Source organism: Vibrio sp. 10N.247.311.47, from assembly GCF_041467535.1.
In the GTDB taxonomy this organism is placed as follows: Bacteria; Pseudomonadota; Gammaproteobacteria; order Enterobacterales; family Vibrionaceae; genus Vibrio; species Vibrio crassostreae_C.
In genome coordinates this window covers 23,208-37,581 of sequence record NZ_JBFSUR010000018.1, presented here as the reverse complement: position 1 = coordinate 37,581, position 14,374 = coordinate 23,208, and the positions used below count along the sequence as shown (strand labels likewise).

Below are 14,374 nucleotides of genomic sequence, written 5' to 3'. Positions count from 1 at the left end.
CCATCATTCCCTAAATCGTTTCTGTCCAATAGTTACTTAGGACAAACCAACATACTACAATAGGAAATTTTTCCGGCTTAGTTATTCGTTATCTTCACTCAATGCAAATTTGATCTCGTCAGAAGAGAACCCCTTTCGACTTAGCATCGCGTAAGCCTTAGAGCGTTCTTTATGATCGTTTAGGTCATAAGACTTCTTCTGCAACTGTTCTAAACAAGAAGAATAGAAATCTAGCTGCTCTTCATTAATCAATCGGTCGATGAGCGATGACAGCTCACTGGTGTCGATTTGTCGTTGTCTCAGTTCTTGCTGTATGGCAGTCAGTCCCTTGCCTTTACGAGCATACTTGAGCACCTCTTTTTCCAAGTCGGCTTTCTCGGCCTTAATTTGAATGTTACTTTTCAGTTGATGCGCTTGTGGGTGCTGGTCAATCGCTACCTTAACTTGTTGATAGCTAAAGCCACGCTTTTGCAGTGTCGCAACCAGCTTTTCACGGCTCATGGTAAAGCTTGAATAGTAGTGGTTGATTCGGTCTATCAAGATGGTTTGTTCATCAATAGACTTTTCGAACGACACTTTATGGATTGCATCAGAAATCACTGAATCGGTCAGCCCCTTCTTCTTCAGTTTTTCGACAATGTATCGAGAACCGAATTCACCAGAGAAAGCTTGTTCCACGAATTGTTCTGCAAACACTTGGTCAGACTTGAGATACCCGAAGCCTTTCAGTGTCCCTAGAGTTTCATCGATCCATTCTTGATTGTCGGTTTTCACTTTGAGCTTCGCAACCAACTCGCTTTCCGTCATGTCTCTCTGAGTTAAATGCCACATCGCAGAGTTCATAACACTTTCAATTCGCGTCGCTTTTCTTACCGTTGTATTTCTAGTATTCGTTTTTTGCTGTGAATCGTCCATTCGATTTCAACTTTCCAGATTAAGCCTACCCCATCATAACGTAATTCTAAGGTGGTTGAGTGACATAAAAGAATGAAGCTCAACATAAGCGGCAGCCAATAAAAATGGACGCTTGTTCAGCGTCCATTTGATATCACATTAAGAATGATGGCTCTAAGCCATGCTTAGCTTTTTCGTAATAGCTTTTCATACTAGATCTTTCGTTTAGTTCTCTTCGTGATTGTAAATATGTACATCTCGTTGAGGGAATGGAATCGTGATGCCTTCTTCATCGAAGCGTTTCTTCACGGTTTCCGTTACATCCCAGTACACATCCCAATAGTCATCAGTCTTAACCCAAGGTCGTACTACGAAATCAACAGAAGACGTATTCAAGGTATGAAGCTTGATCATATGCTCTGGTTTTTTCAACACTAGAGGGTGTGCAAGAATGATGTCGTTCAATACCGCTTTCGCTTTATCGATATCATCTGAATAACCAATACCGAAAACCATATCAACACGTCTTACACGTTCTGCCGTGATGTTGTTGATCACGTCACCCCAAATCTTGTTGTTTGGGATCACCAAGCGTTGGTTATCAATGGTTTGAACAGTCGTCGATACTAAGCTCATGTCTTTTACCGTGCCTTGCACGCCTGCCACTTTAACCATGTCACCGACGTCATAAGGACGGTAGATCAAGATCATCAAACCCGATGCAAAGTTAGATAGTGTGTCTTGCAATGCGAAACCAATGATGACACCGGCTACACCGAAACCAGTAAGAAGAGGTGCTAGCTCTATCCCTATTTGAGACAGTGCGATAAGCAAACCAATAAACACGACCGCTTTAGATGCGATGGATACAAAGAAGTCCTGCATCAATACACTGAAGTCCATTTTAGAGTGCGAAACACTCTTACGAACGGTTTTGCGAGCCACGTTAGCAATAAGGCGAGTTACATACAAAATACCGAGAAACAGAGCAAGTTTAACGATAAAAGAAGGGGTATTTTCAAAAGCCCATGAACTGAACGAACGAAGCCAACCATCCAACAGCTCCAGTGCAACATCAACATCCAACACATCGGCGTTAATGTCACCTGTCGTCGCTAGCAAAACACGTTTGTACGAAGTCACATCCACGCCAAACGGTTCCATTAGCGTGATGGTTTCTTCTAAGCTCGCGACCATAACGCTAGTTCGCTCACTGAAGCGTTCAAGCTCAGTTTTAATCGTCGCTTTCTCTTCTTCACTTACATAAGATAGCCGGCGTTCTAAATCTTGACGTTGTGTATCCGTGTATAGAATTGCATTAGTAAGATATTGAGAACGAGAAACAAGTGCCGTTTTGAGCTCACCTTCAGGAACAGCAACATCAACACCACGCTCTTTCGACCAATTTAAGGTCTTAGCAAGCTGCTGATAATAGACATCCATCATTCCGATTCGTTTTTGAATACGCAATTCAAGGCGTTTTTTAGCGTCACCTTCAGCTGAACGGTTTTCTTTACTCATTGAAACGATTTTAGTTTCATTCAACGACAGCAATTTTTGTAGCAGTTCGACCTGCTGAGCAAGAGTGACATCCAGCCCCTCTTTTTTATCTGACGATAGCTGTGAAAAAATCTCTTCGCGTAGGCCCTGATTCTTACGCCTTAAGATATCTTCAAGAAAGGGCTTCTCAGCATCATGCGCCGTTTCTAATGTTGCTAGATCGAGCATTAACTGATCTTGTACTTCTGCGATTTTCTCAACGCTCTGCGCATAACTTCCAAATGCGACAAACGCCAACATTAACAATAGACAACGCCAAACCTTCATCATATTAATTCCTATCACTGTCTAAATTGACCCTATAAATAGTAGTAAAAAGAATATGGATAACAAGCATTTAAACGTATGTTATGTTAAAAATTCGCAAATTATCAGCCTGCTTCTAATATTTGAGAGTTCCAATCCCCTCTTATGACCTGTAGAGTACGCATCCAACAAAGAACAACAGCCAATATCTTCATTCGAGCACAGCACTAAAGCGCCCTAAATACGATGTTGGCTCACAGCAAGAGAGCATAAAAATGAACAACGAACTTGATATTATTGAGTCTCTAGAAGAACTAGAGCAATTCCTAATTTCAGTGGAAGCTGGCGGTTTAGGCCTTGAAGGCGTTGAAGGTGTAGGCATGGCAACCAATAATTCAGATGGTCGTCACTTCGTTGCTGTATTCAATAGCAGCCATAAAGTTCTGCTTGCTCGCTGGATCACCAAAGAGGTGTTTGATAACGGTAAAGACTTGGTACGTAACGGCCCTCGCCGCACTCACTAAGTCTTTCCAATAGCACCAATGATTAAAGCCCAACACGTTCACTGACGATCTGTTGGGCTTTTTTGTATCGCCTGTCCCGTCCTGATAGTTAATAAACCACTCAATACAGAATAATTAGCGATAACTTTCAGTTGTTGTGAACTTTAGCTACAGCTCAATGTCGTATTCGCGTGAATTGGTGTTTATGCGTCTTTTATCGTGTATCTGCCGTTTCCCGCATTTATACATAGTTTCACTTTAACCATTTTATGACTTGTGGCACGAAGAGAACTTATCTAAGCTAACCACAATTCAATGAGCTTGCTTTAACGACTAACAGATTTGATTACTGACTAATTTGCTGAACACATCGCTACTTTTCTTATCCACACAGAACCGCCGACAAAAGCATTCGCTTTGGGCGCTCTTCCTTACCGGACTGGTTATCGTAACTTGTCTGGCGAGCACTCTGGCCGTCAAGAAAGTATCGTTATCTGCATCCGCTAATGGCCAATCAGTCCTAGTTGGCACACAAACTCATACAGAAACCAGTAATCCCCAAACCAACATCGCTTCTTCAGAAAAAATGGCTGCTCTATACGCCAGCGTTTTCGGCTTAGAAGCCTCAAAAATGTTAACGTCCCCCAATTCAAATTCATGCAGCCTAAGTTCGAAAATGCTGACCTTTGCCGCACCTAAAACGGGCTGGCTGATCCCTTTCGTTCTGATGATTGCTGTTGCATTCAACTTATCTCCGCACATCTCGAGATTATCCGGAGACAATCATCGCTCTACTCGACCGACAAAACACCGATTGCATCTAAAGCACTGTATATTTAGAGAGTAAATAACCGGGCTACTACACCCTTTTATTTATTTTTTGGAGATACATTTGTGTACAACACACTACTAACTAAGTTTGTCGATTCGTTGGCATTCTGCATGCGCACATGCGCAAAAGCTTTCGTCACTGCAATCTTAGTCATGACGTCATTTACCGCCCTGGCTCAAACCACGGGCTGGATAAGCGTGCCTGAGCATCCGCCAGTTAAGATGCGAATGATGTCGACGGGTGAACAGTCGGATAACGGCGGTACCGTTCAAACTGTATTGGACGTTACACTCGACGGTGACTGGAAAACCTATTGGCGCAGCCCAGGTGAAGGTGGCATTCCGCCAAGCTGGGACTGGTCTGATTCAACTAATATAGAGTCTGTAGATTGGCATTGGCCGATCCCTAAATACTATGAACAACTTGACGTGATGACGTTAGGTTACAAAAAGCACGTAAGCTTTCCTGTCACCCTAACGTTGAAAGACAAAACGCAACCTGCTGTATTTAAGGCTTCTCTCTCGTTCCCGTCGTGCACCAATATTTGTGTTTTGACTGACTATGACATCGAACTCCCTATCGACACGCAGCAATTGCAGTTCGATGAAGAAGCGATGTTCTTGTTCAACCAAGGCATGAGCCAATCTCCAAGAGAAGCGAACCGGACTTCAGTGAACGGTCTATTTTGGGACAAAAGCAAGCAACAACTGGTCACTCAACTAAACAGTAACGAAGGCTGGGATAAGCCGATGGTGTTGATCGATGGCAAAGAAGTCATCGATGATTTCTTTGCTCAACCAAGCGTCCACATCACCGGCAATACGATGACCGCGGTATTTGACGTCAGCAACTGGATAGGCGAAGTCGACTTAACGGATCGCACCGTTAGTGTCACCGTTTCAGACACTAATTTTGCCGAAGAAATGACGGCTCAAGTCGGCTCAAAACCTATTGCTTATCAAGCAAGTAACAACGGTTTTCTTGCAATGATCGGCTTTGCTTTGATTGGTGGTTTAATCCTCAATATTATGCCGTGTGTGCTGCCTGTATTAGGAATGAAGCTAAACAGCATCATTCAAAACCAAGGCGCATCTAATCGTCATATCCGACTCTCATTCTTAGCTTCTGCGTCAGGTGTCATTACATCATTTGCACTCCTAGCCCTTGGCATGACCGTTCTAAAAATGGGTGGCAATGCGATTGGTTGGGGAATCCAGTTCCAAAATGTTTGGTTCATCGGGTTCATGCTGATCATCACTTTGCTGTTCTCGATTAATCTACTTGGGTTATTCGAATTCAGACTACCATCAGGTTTAAACACTTGGATGGCAACCAAAGGCGATGACTCACATTCAGGCCACTTTATTCAAGGCATGTTTGCGACGCTGTTGGCAACGCCGTGTAGTGCTCCGTTCTTAGGGACCGCAGTTGCTTATGCACTTGGGGCAAGCTACCAAGAGTTGTGGGCTATCTTTATCGCACTCGGCATCGGTATGAGTGCACCTTGGTTGATTTTCGCGCTGTTCCCGAGTCTTACAAAACTGCTTCCAAAACCTGGGGCATGGATGTTCAGAGTTAAGCTGGTATTTGGCTTAATGATGTTCATTACCAGTCTATGGTTAGCAAGCCTAATGAGCCCATTCATTGGTAAATTCCCGACGATCCTGTTGTCACTGTTTATCGTGATTACAGTATTGATTTGGATTGGCCGTAAGTTGGGCCGCAAGGTACTTATTCCTATCGTCGCAACCACAACCTTGGTGTTTGGTGCTGCATTGATCGTCGGTAGTGTCACCGCTGATAACTGGGCGACACCGATTGTTGACGATCTCGATTGGCAAAAGCTAGATGCAAAACAAATACCTCAATTGGTTGAGCAAGGCAAAACGGTATTTGTCGATGTGACCGCTGAGTGGTGTATTACCTGTAAGGCCAACAAGATCGGCGTCATTCTCCAAGACCCTGTCTACAGCCACCTGCAGCAAGAAGACATTGTTTTGATGAAAGGCGATTGGACAACACCAAGTGAAAGCGTCACTCAATACCTACAAAGTAATGGTCGATTTGGTGTGCCATTTAATATCGTCTACGGCCCAAGCTATAGAAGCGGTATTCCACTGCCTGTCATTCTCGACAGTGACACTGTCGTTCAAGCCATCGACGCTGCGAGATAATAGATGAAGACTCCCAACAATAAAGATAAATCTAGCACGACTGAAGACAGCGCTGTAAAGGGTGATACCAAAAAGCCAAGTCGTCTTAAGAAGTGGGGAAAGGAACTGGTTTCAATGATATTGATCGTTGGCGTGGTTTCATTTGCGATGGACTTTTATCACAGCAGGAGCATGCCTCAGGGCGACGCGATTCCAATTGTGGGTCAATCGCTCCAAGGCGAAGATATTGATGTTATCGAGCTAAGCAAAAATGGTAAGCCAGTCATTGTCTATTTTTGGGCGACTTGGTGTGGCGCCTGCAAATTTGTAAGCCCAACCGTCAATAGCTTCAGTGATTCCCATCAGGTGGTTTCGGTCGCTCTGTCATCTGGCCCAGACGAACGTGTTCAGCGTTACTTAGAGGCGAAAGAGTATGACTTCCCTGTGATCAATGATCTCTCTGGATCGATCAGCAGAAGTTGGGGAGTCAATGTCACGCCAAGTATTGTCATCATCAAAGATGGAAAGATTAGCAGTATCGCAACCGGCGTTACATCCCCTATCGGCCTGTGGTTAAGAACCTACTTTGCCTAAATCGCTCACAAAGAAAAACAGAGCAAAGCTAAGTGAATAAACCGACTCAGCCAGTTTAACAAACAATATTAATGTAAGCGCAACCTAATAAGCGCTCACGATTATCACGAATTTGAGAAAAGACAATATGAAAAAGCATCTGATAAGCGCACTGATTATAGGCTCATTAATGAGTACTAATGCCTTCGCAGAATTAAACAAAGAACAAACTCAACAACTTGAAGAAATTAATCAATTCCTGAAGGAAAATCCATCGACGATCTCTGGATTGCATACCAGTTTAGAGCAGTACGTAGCAGGTCAAGAGCAAACGAAAAAAGCCCAAGCGGAAAGCCATGATTGGTTATACAACAATGACGCCCACCCAATCACGGGCAATCCGGATGGCAAATCGGTCATCATTAACTTTACCGACTATAACTGCCCTTACTGTAAGCGCTTGGAAAAAGGCTTGGTTCAATTAGCCTCTGAAAACAGCGACATTAAAGTGATCAACGTGTACTTATCGTTTAAGCAGCAACAGGTTTCGGGGCTAGACACCAACGCGGCGCTATACGCGATGAAAGTATGGAAAGATAACCCAGAAGCATTCCCTGAAGTTGATAGATTGCTGATGGCGAAAAGCGGTATTCACTCGAAAAGCTCACTAGAAGCCGTTGCCAAGAAGACGGGAACAGAGGCGGAACTAAAAACAACTCAAGAACAAAACCAGGTTCTAACCACTAACCATCAAACGTTCAGTGCACTCGGCTTAACGGGCACTCCAACCATGATGATGAACGGAAATGTTTTACCAGGGTATGTGCCTTACGACCGACTTAAAGATATCGTGGATGACGCTTTTTAGTCGAGTGTAGATAGAGATAAAGACTCGAAAGAGAAGTGAATAAAAGCCGACTCGCGCAACCCGCAGTCGGCTTTTTCATTGCTTCGAAACAATAGAACACTTTGAAACGACAGTTTTGAAGTCATGGTTTTGAAACAAAAAAGTCGAAGTGTCACCATCTCGCAATAGATTCTTAATTTACCCTCGCTACGCTAAAAGCAGTTCTGTCGATGAGTCAAAGACGTGTTAACTCAAGACAACTGTCCTTTGACCGAGCCTTGCTCGGTCTTTTTTTTACGTGTTTTAGATAGCAACACAGTGTATTAGCACAGAAACGTCCAACCGACTAAGCCTAACTTAGCAAGCGACAAACAAGCGCACCCGGCTCCCTTAACGCATCCACGTTGTAGCTAAGGACACGTCCAGCAGACGGCGCGTGATAACGGCGACACTCATTACCAAAAGCGTCATATTGAATAGCCAATAAATCATCTTGTTCTACGCTCTGCAGAAGCTCAACCTGCGGCAATACAAAACCACCAATATCAGCGCGGATAGAAACCACATCATTACCCTCTATCCAATCCATTCTCGGCAGTTGCATTTTGTCTGGGTTATTTAGGTTAATTTCGAACATTTCATAATAAGACAGCATATTAAAAACACCGTCCACGGCTCGTTGAATCATATCAGGCTGAGTAAACTTACCCATCCCCACTTCCACCGTAATGCTAGGAATTCCACTTCGATTCCAAACCGTTTCGAGAATACCTGGGTCGCCCGGATCATTGAGAACACAATCTGGCGTCATCAACCTTGCCATTTCAAGGCATTGTTCAATTCGGTAGTCAGCAAAAACATAAAGTGGGTAGACCGCGCCACGAGTTTGGGTATGTAGGTCAACGGCGAATGTCGCATTGTGTTTGAGTAAGCGATCCCACAAAGACGCAACAAAGCGCTCTGCCGCTAAGCCATTCGCATCACCCGGAAAGAGTCGATTAAGGTTGGCAGGGCAAGAGCCCGGATCCGAAGAGATAAAATCGCGGCTGTGGTTAAGCAAACCCGACAAGTTCACAGTAGGCACTATCGTGACCGTGCCTTTGAGAGTTTTACCGACTAAGTCTCTGATAATTTGCTGAGCAGCCAACACACCGTTGAGCTCATCACCGTGAATACCAGCGGTGATCATCAACTTAGGACCTGCTTGACTGCCTTTGAAAACAGAAACCGGCATGTTCTTGGGTTGCCCTAGCCCATCACTGGTTACTTGAAACCAAAACTGGTGCTCTCCAACGGGTAGGTCTTCAACATTCAAGGAGCCAATAACCTGCCTACCTTGTAAAACATCGCCTAAGTACTCTGTTTTCATCCAACGTCTCCATCTTGTTGAGCAAAATCTATTCTCTTCTAAGTTTTTGCATCATAGAGGATATCTTAATCAGTACAAACAGTTAATAAGATGAACAAGCTCTGACTTTCCCATAATACTCACGCATATCATCATCACTTCCCCTAAATAAAAGCTTGTGAAAGTCTGCACTTAAGAACCGATAAGTTATATAACCATTCACAAACCACTCAGTCTATTGAAATGAAAGTGCAATAAAATCAACACTTAAAAAGTTCCCTATTCACGAAAATGTAATTTTATAGAAATGAAAGCTTAATTTAGCTGCTCTAAATTAGCTTCATATCGAAACGGAGAGCACATTGCTCACGGATTTTAAAATACAAGGTAAGTGATTATGAAAAAGGCAGTTCTAGCTTCTGCAGTGGTAGCAGCACTAGTTTCAGGTTCTTCTCTAGCAGCAACAGTTTACAGCTCTGATGGTACAGAACTTAAAATTGGCGGTCGTGCGGAGGCTCGTTTCAACGTATCTGACAACAACGAAAGCGCATCTGACAGTTCTTTCAAAGACAAGTCACGAGCTCGTGTGAATATTTCAGGTAAATCTGAACTTTCTGATGGTTTATATGGATTCGGTAAGTATGAAGCAGAGTTCACTAGCGCATCAACAACAGAGTTCGAAGACGGAAGTGGCAATACTGTAAAAATTGAAAATGAATCTCTTACCAATCGCTACTACTACGCAGGTTTAGGAACCAAATTCGGTGAGTTCTCATACGGTAAGCAAGATTCTTCACAGGTAATGCTGACTGACATTACAGATACAATGGCAACATTTGGTGCAGATGCTGCTGATGCCGTTGATGGCAACAAAGATAAGCGTGAGAATAACTTCCTATACTCTGGCGAGTTTGACGCGTTGACGGTACAAGCTAACTACATCGCTGCAAATGAAAAAGATGCAGATAGTTTTGGCCTTGCTGCTATGTATAACCTAGGCGCTTTTGACCTTGGTGCGGGTTATGTTTCTCAAAAGAATGGTAACTTCGATGACGATCAAATCAACCTTGTAGCTCAATTTTCTATGGATGCGTTTACGGTTGGTGGTCTATACACAATGGCTTCAGTTGCAGATAAAGATTACACAGGCTACGAGCTTTCAGCTATCTTCAAAGCAACTAAACAGCTATCACTAATTGGCGTATACAACTACGGCGAGTTCGATAAAGCGGCTGACGAAGAAGCAAATAACTTTGCTATTGAAGCGGTGTACAAGTTTAACGGCCACATTCGCACATATGCTGGTTACAAGTTTGAACAGCGAGACAATAAAGATGACCAACTACAAGCGGGCATCCGTTACGACTTCTAATCTAAATCGACTTTAGATACAGACTAAAAGGTTGGGCAATGGCTCAACCTTTTTTCATATTCGAATATTCTGACTAACTTCATCAATGCTTTTTCTGGTTAAGTGGTGTTAAATCCGTATCATAGGTGAACCACATCAAATAATTAGAAGCATCATGTCACAACACCATCCGATCCAAGGCGCTAGCTGGATGCTAACCGCAGGTTTAGCCTTTGCTTTGATCAACAGCCTAACTCAAATCGCTAGCATTCATTTCGGACTGACTTCTACCACCGTTGCCGTCATTCAGTATTCAATCGCATTGTTCGCCATCCTTCCTTACCTAAAAACATTGGGAATTCGCCGCGCACTAAAAACTGATAATCTCAAGCTACACGTATTCCGTGTCTTCTTGTCTGTTATTGGTATTCAACTTTGGATATGGGCACTGGCTTACCCAGTACCAATTTGGCAAGGCATTGCCCTTCTCATGACATCGCCATTGTTTGCAACCATTGGTTCAGGGCTTTTCTTAAAAGAGAAAGTTGGGGCTGCTCGCTGGGGCGCGACCTTAGCAGGCTTCGTGGGTGCGATGGTGATTCTAGAGCCGTGGGCTGAAGATTTTAACTGGGCAACGTTATTACCAGTCGGTGCCGCTTTCTTCTGGGCATGCTACTCACTGATGGTGAAAAAACTCTCTTCGCAAGACAGTCCTTCAACCATGGTGGTCTATCTTCTACTATTAATCACACCATTTAACATCTTGCTTGCTGCGCCAGATTGGCAAACGCCAAGCGGCGGTACAATCTGGGCTATATTGATTGTTATCGGTGTTATGACGGCACTCGCTCAATGGGCGATAGTAAAAGCCTACTCGGTCGCTGATGCTTCGTTTGTGCAACCTTTTGACCACGCCAAATTACCGCTAAACGTTTTAGCAGGTTGGATTGTATTTAGTTGGGTTCCACCGGGTCGTTTATGGCTAGGGGCTGCTATTATTATTGCGTCAGTTGCATTTATAACGCACTGGGAAACTAAAAAACCTTCAAAAGTGAAGAAAGTTTAAGGTTGGTGAAATAAATAGTTCGACAGTCCGTTCTATATGGATAAGAGAATTCAAACGAGGCCGTAACCATGAAGAAACCAGTCAAGATTACACTATACCGTTGGGCAGGCAGCTGGGGTCCATTTAAAGTTAACATCCCATGTGGAGAATGTACCCTTACCAAAGACATTCTGAAGGATACTTTTGAGAATGAGTTGGCCGATGTCGATGTCGAACTGGAAGTGAAAGATTGGTTGTCTCACTGGTGGGAGCCGCTAAAACTAGGCTCTTGGCATGCTCCAATCCTTGTTGTTGAAGGCAAAGTGGTCAGCCAAGGTGAAGCGCTGAATCGCGGTGTGTTAATCCAATCGGTGATCAAAGAGTGGACCAAACGAGACAGCTTAAAAGGCAACATCGTTTATGGTAAGGCGACCTGCCCATTCTGTGTTAAAGCAAAGAAAATGTTGGATGAAGCGGGTGTTGAATACCAATACCACGATGTCGTAAAAGATAGCGCCGCTTTGTACCGTATGATTCCAGAGGTAAAAGCACACATTGGTGAGAAAACACCGGTCACCGTCCCGCAGATCTGGCTTGATGGTAAGTACATCGGTGGTGCCGATAACTTAGAAGCGTGGATGAAAGAGAATGGCTTAGATAGCATCCCTAATAATGTGGTCGACTTATCCAATCAATCTGCTGGCTGAGTTCATTAAAAGCCATTAGTCAGAAGCTTAATTAGTGTTTTTTGTGTCCATCCACAACAAAACAAAGCGATAACTTTCACCAATCGCTAAAACGAAAAAGGCCTTAAACTTCATCGAGTTTAAGGCCTTTTAAAATTCCGTTTTTGAAAATGCTTATTTAGCCATTTTCTTCATCATTCGCTTAAAGAACGATGGTTTCTTTGGCTTTGAAGTGCCGTACAATGCTTCGTGCATCATGTTTTTTGCTGCCATTTGACCAAGGTATGCGTGGCCTAGTTCGTAATTCATGCTTATCTCCGCACATAATCAACTTTCTTTAGCGCGGATTCTACACTTAAAACGCCCAAAAACAAGATCTAAATCACACTTTAATGCAATATTAAGCATTCATTTGCAATTAGCCTAATTTTGTCTCTGTGCTAATCAGCATTGTTTTTGTATATCAATGAGTTAACCTAAATTCTGGTTTGAGCTTAATGCTCCATTCCTAATAACAACCCAAGACATTGATTTAGACACTGATAAAAAAAGCAGCTCAATAGAGCTGCTTTCTAAAATGCTTTACTGAGAAACCTAGCTGCGCTTTGGCTGTCTGTAAGTTTTACCGGCAATTTGGTATGTGTCTTTTTGCTTCAATTCAAACATCGTTTCAAAGAACCAAGCTGCAAATTTGATTAAGTCATCGCCTTCATTCATAACATGTTCGATGTACTCTTGCTCTTCGCCTTGTTCATTTTCTTGAAGCGTCACGTGGTAAATACGCTTTTCGCCTTCCACTTCAGCAAGTGCAAATTGACCAGTCAGTGATGCAGCAGCCTCAGCGACTTCTGTATCCTCATTGGATTTCAATAGCTCAAGCGCTTGAGGCAGGCCATCTAGTGCGCAGATAGCTTTTACCAGTACTTCAAATTCATTTTGCTGCATTTTGTTCTTACCTATTCAATGGACCGAAGCATTGTAGAAAACCATCAGCACAAATACAACGTATTAACGATGGTGCGTTAAACGATAGTGAATTTAGTGTTTAGCTATATTCCACTTCAACAGTATCGCCTTTGTTGTTCATTTTGGTTGAAGACCAAAGCACTCCGCCCATGGCTGCGCCAATAATGAGGTAGAACACGCCTAACTGTAGATGAGTCGTGACCCAACTTTCTACCAGATACCCACCCAATAAACCCGCTAAACACATCTGAATTGAACCAGACAATGCCGACACTGCTCCCGCTTGTTTCTTATGAGGTTCTAATAACATGCTGATTGATAATGGGAACGAGATGCCTTGTGCTATCGCCAACCAAGTAAACGCCCAAACTAAGTTAAAGATGGATAACTCATGAGTAAGAAGCCAAGTTCCCGATGCCAAGATAATCAAAATAGCTAGGCTCATCAGTTGGGGCGTACTAAACCTACGATTGAGTAAGTTTAAAGCGACGCTACCTATCAGTAAGCCTGCCGAAGGGACAATCATCAATGAACCATACTCAGCGGCGGTCAGCCCCAATTGCTCTTGCATTAAGAATGGAAACAACGACAGCGATACCAAACTCGCCATGTAGCTCATCCAGTTGTAACTGGCACTGGTCAACACTTGGCGATTGGTCAACAAGCGTCCGTAGTTCTTCACCACTTGGCACGCATCAAAGCGGCTCTTTCCGTATGGCAAAGTTTCATGCAGAACAAAGTAACCCAGTGTGAATATCGCTAGTAGATACAATAAAACGAACAGGAACACCGCCTGCCAACCGAGGTGGAATGAAATCCAGCCACCAAATACAGGCGCGATGATCGGCATAATCGACGCGGTGATCGAGATATAAGACAACGCTTTGGTAAGCTGTGAACCATCATAGCTGTCACGAAGCACACTTCGCCCAAGAACCGAGGCACTGCCCGCCCCTAAACCTTGCAGCAAGCGACCAACTTCTAGCGCCGTCATATTGTCAGAAAACACAACACAAACGACTGTACCAATCAAATAAACACCCTGACCTAACAAGAAGATAGGTCTTCTTCCCACCGCATCGGACATCGGTCCGTAAAATAGCTGAGACAAGCCAAAACCCACCAGAAACAGCGTGACGAGAAGCTGTACATCTACTTGAGTAGCACTTAAATCAGAAGCAATTAACGGTAATGCTGGCAAGTAGATGCTCACACCCACCTGCCCCGTAGCAATAATCATCATTGCTAAGAGTAACGGTGTTTTTTTAAAGGTCGATTGGCTCAAAAAATTCCCTATTCGTTTGATATTTGTTCATTAGACGAGTTTACATTCAAAACCAATAATTGATAATTAGCTAAATTGGAATTTT

The 14,374-nt window shown here is 43.5% G+C and carries 14 protein-coding genes; 7 read left to right on the top strand and 7 right to left on the bottom strand.

What is annotated here, in order from left to right; genetic code table 11:
- Positions 1-81: 81 nt before the first annotated feature.
- Positions 82-915: a regulatory protein RecX gene (locus AB6E51_RS13250; RefSeq protein ID WP_017068390.1), complete on the bottom strand. Its 834-nt coding sequence runs from the start codon at positions 913-915 to the stop codon at positions 82-84.
- A gap of 204 nt (positions 916-1,119) precedes the next feature.
- Entirely contained in the window at positions 1,120-2,724 is a 1,605-nt protein-coding gene (locus AB6E51_RS13245) for a mechanosensitive ion channel family protein (RefSeq protein WP_017064335.1), read from the bottom strand.
- A gap of 251 nt (positions 2,725-2,975) precedes the next feature.
- On the opposite strand from AB6E51_RS13245, the gene AB6E51_RS13240 reads away from it, so the two are divergent.
- On the top strand, positions 2,976-3,224 hold the full coding sequence (locus tag AB6E51_RS13240; protein ID WP_017062732.1) for a hypothetical protein: 249 nt from the start codon (positions 2,976-2,978) through the stop codon (positions 3,222-3,224).
- Positions 3,225-3,740: 516 nt separating this feature from the next.
- Here the strand turns inward: AB6E51_RS13240 and AB6E51_RS13235 are convergent.
- Entirely contained in the window at positions 3,741-3,950 is a 210-nt protein-coding gene (locus tag AB6E51_RS13235; protein ID WP_371722397.1) for a hypothetical protein, read from the bottom strand.
- A 195-nt stretch (positions 3,951-4,145) separates the two neighbouring features.
- Between AB6E51_RS13235 and AB6E51_RS13230 the strand changes: the two genes are divergently transcribed.
- The 3 genes from AB6E51_RS13230 (at position 4,146) to AB6E51_RS13220 (ending at position 7,629) form a co-directional block, all read left to right on the top strand.
- Positions 4,146-6,209: a protein-disulfide reductase DsbD gene (locus tag AB6E51_RS13230; protein ID WP_102503652.1), complete on the top strand. Its 2,064-nt coding sequence runs from the start codon at positions 4,146-4,148 to the stop codon at positions 6,207-6,209.
- 3 nt (positions 6,210-6,212) lie between these two features.
- Entirely contained in the window at positions 6,213-6,782 is a 570-nt protein-coding gene (locus tag AB6E51_RS13225) for a protein disulfide oxidoreductase (protein ID WP_108150893.1), read from the top strand.
- A gap of 127 nt (positions 6,783-6,909) precedes the next feature.
- Positions 6,910-7,629: a DsbA family protein gene (locus AB6E51_RS13220; protein WP_065583707.1), complete on the top strand. Its 720-nt coding sequence runs from the start codon at positions 6,910-6,912 to the stop codon at positions 7,627-7,629.
- Positions 7,630-7,960: 331 nt separating this feature from the next.
- Here AB6E51_RS13220 and AB6E51_RS13215 read toward each other — a convergent pair whose 3' ends face one another.
- Positions 7,961-8,977: a succinylglutamate desuccinylase/aspartoacylase family protein gene (locus AB6E51_RS13215; protein ID WP_372058168.1), complete on the bottom strand. Its 1,017-nt coding sequence runs from the start codon at positions 8,975-8,977 to the stop codon at positions 7,961-7,963.
- Positions 8,978-9,353: 376 nt separating this feature from the next.
- Here AB6E51_RS13215 and AB6E51_RS13210 point away from each other — a divergent pair, with 376 nt between their 5' ends.
- The 3 genes from AB6E51_RS13210 to AB6E51_RS13200 all read left to right on the top strand — a co-directional run bounded on the left by AB6E51_RS13210 (position 9,354) and on the right by AB6E51_RS13200 (position 12,059).
- Positions 9,354-10,328, top strand: coding sequence for a porin (locus AB6E51_RS13210; RefSeq protein ID WP_017064330.1), 975 nt, complete (start codon positions 9,354-9,356; stop codon positions 10,326-10,328).
- Positions 10,329-10,482: 154 nt separating this feature from the next.
- A complete protein-coding gene (locus AB6E51_RS13205; RefSeq protein WP_065583706.1) occupies positions 10,483-11,373 on the top strand; it encodes a DMT family transporter in 891 nt (296 codons plus the stop codon).
- Positions 11,374-11,441: 68 nt separating this feature from the next.
- Complete coding sequence (locus AB6E51_RS13200; RefSeq protein WP_017062739.1) at positions 11,442-12,059, top strand: glutaredoxin domain-containing protein; 618 nt, start codon at positions 11,442-11,444, stop codon at positions 12,057-12,059.
- Positions 12,060-12,212: 153 nt separating this feature from the next.
- Here AB6E51_RS13200 and AB6E51_RS13195 read toward each other — a convergent pair whose 3' ends face one another.
- From AB6E51_RS13195 to AB6E51_RS13185, 3 genes are all read right to left on the bottom strand, one after another.
- Complete coding sequence (locus AB6E51_RS13195; RefSeq protein WP_010431176.1) at positions 12,213-12,347, bottom strand: hypothetical protein; 135 nt, start codon at positions 12,345-12,347, stop codon at positions 12,213-12,215.
- A gap of 285 nt (positions 12,348-12,632) precedes the next feature.
- Positions 12,633-12,983: a hypothetical protein gene (locus tag AB6E51_RS13190; RefSeq protein WP_017057980.1), complete on the bottom strand. Its 351-nt coding sequence runs from the start codon at positions 12,981-12,983 to the stop codon at positions 12,633-12,635.
- Positions 12,984-13,083: 100 nt separating this feature from the next.
- Complete coding sequence (locus tag AB6E51_RS13185; protein ID WP_048610725.1) at positions 13,084-14,289, bottom strand: multidrug effflux MFS transporter; 1,206 nt, start codon at positions 14,287-14,289, stop codon at positions 13,084-13,086.
- Positions 14,290-14,374: the final 85 nt, after the last annotated feature.

Coding starts and splice junctions, on each gene's coding strand:
- AB6E51_RS13250 (WP_017068390.1), bottom strand. CDS start 915: ATGGACGATTCACAGCAAAAAACGAATACTAGAAATACAACGGTAAGA.
- AB6E51_RS13245 (WP_017064335.1), bottom strand. CDS start 2,724: ATGATGAAGGTTTGGCGTTGTCTATTGTTAATGTTGGCGTTTGTCGCA.
- AB6E51_RS13240 (WP_017062732.1), top strand. CDS start 2,976: ATGAACAACGAACTTGATATTATTGAGTCTCTAGAAGAACTAGAGCAA.
- AB6E51_RS13230 (WP_102503652.1), top strand. CDS start 4,146: ATGCGCACATGCGCAAAAGCTTTCGTCACTGCAATCTTAGTCATGACG.
- AB6E51_RS13225 (WP_108150893.1), top strand. CDS start 6,213: ATGAAGACTCCCAACAATAAAGATAAATCTAGCACGACTGAAGACAGC.
- AB6E51_RS13220 (WP_065583707.1), top strand. CDS start 6,910: ATGAAAAAGCATCTGATAAGCGCACTGATTATAGGCTCATTAATGAGT.
- AB6E51_RS13215 (WP_372058168.1), bottom strand. CDS start 8,977: ATGAAAACAGAGTACTTAGGCGATGTTTTACAAGGTAGGCAGGTTATT.
- AB6E51_RS13210 (WP_017064330.1), top strand. CDS start 9,354: ATGAAAAAGGCAGTTCTAGCTTCTGCAGTGGTAGCAGCACTAGTTTCA.
- AB6E51_RS13205 (WP_065583706.1), top strand. CDS start 10,483: ATGTCACAACACCATCCGATCCAAGGCGCTAGCTGGATGCTAACCGCA.
- AB6E51_RS13200 (WP_017062739.1), top strand. CDS start 11,442: ATGAAGAAACCAGTCAAGATTACACTATACCGTTGGGCAGGCAGCTGG.
- AB6E51_RS13195 (WP_010431176.1), bottom strand. CDS start 12,347: ATGAATTACGAACTAGGCCACGCATACCTTGGTCAAATGGCAGCAAAA.
- AB6E51_RS13190 (WP_017057980.1), bottom strand. CDS start 12,983: ATGCAGCAAAATGAATTTGAAGTACTGGTAAAAGCTATCTGCGCACTA.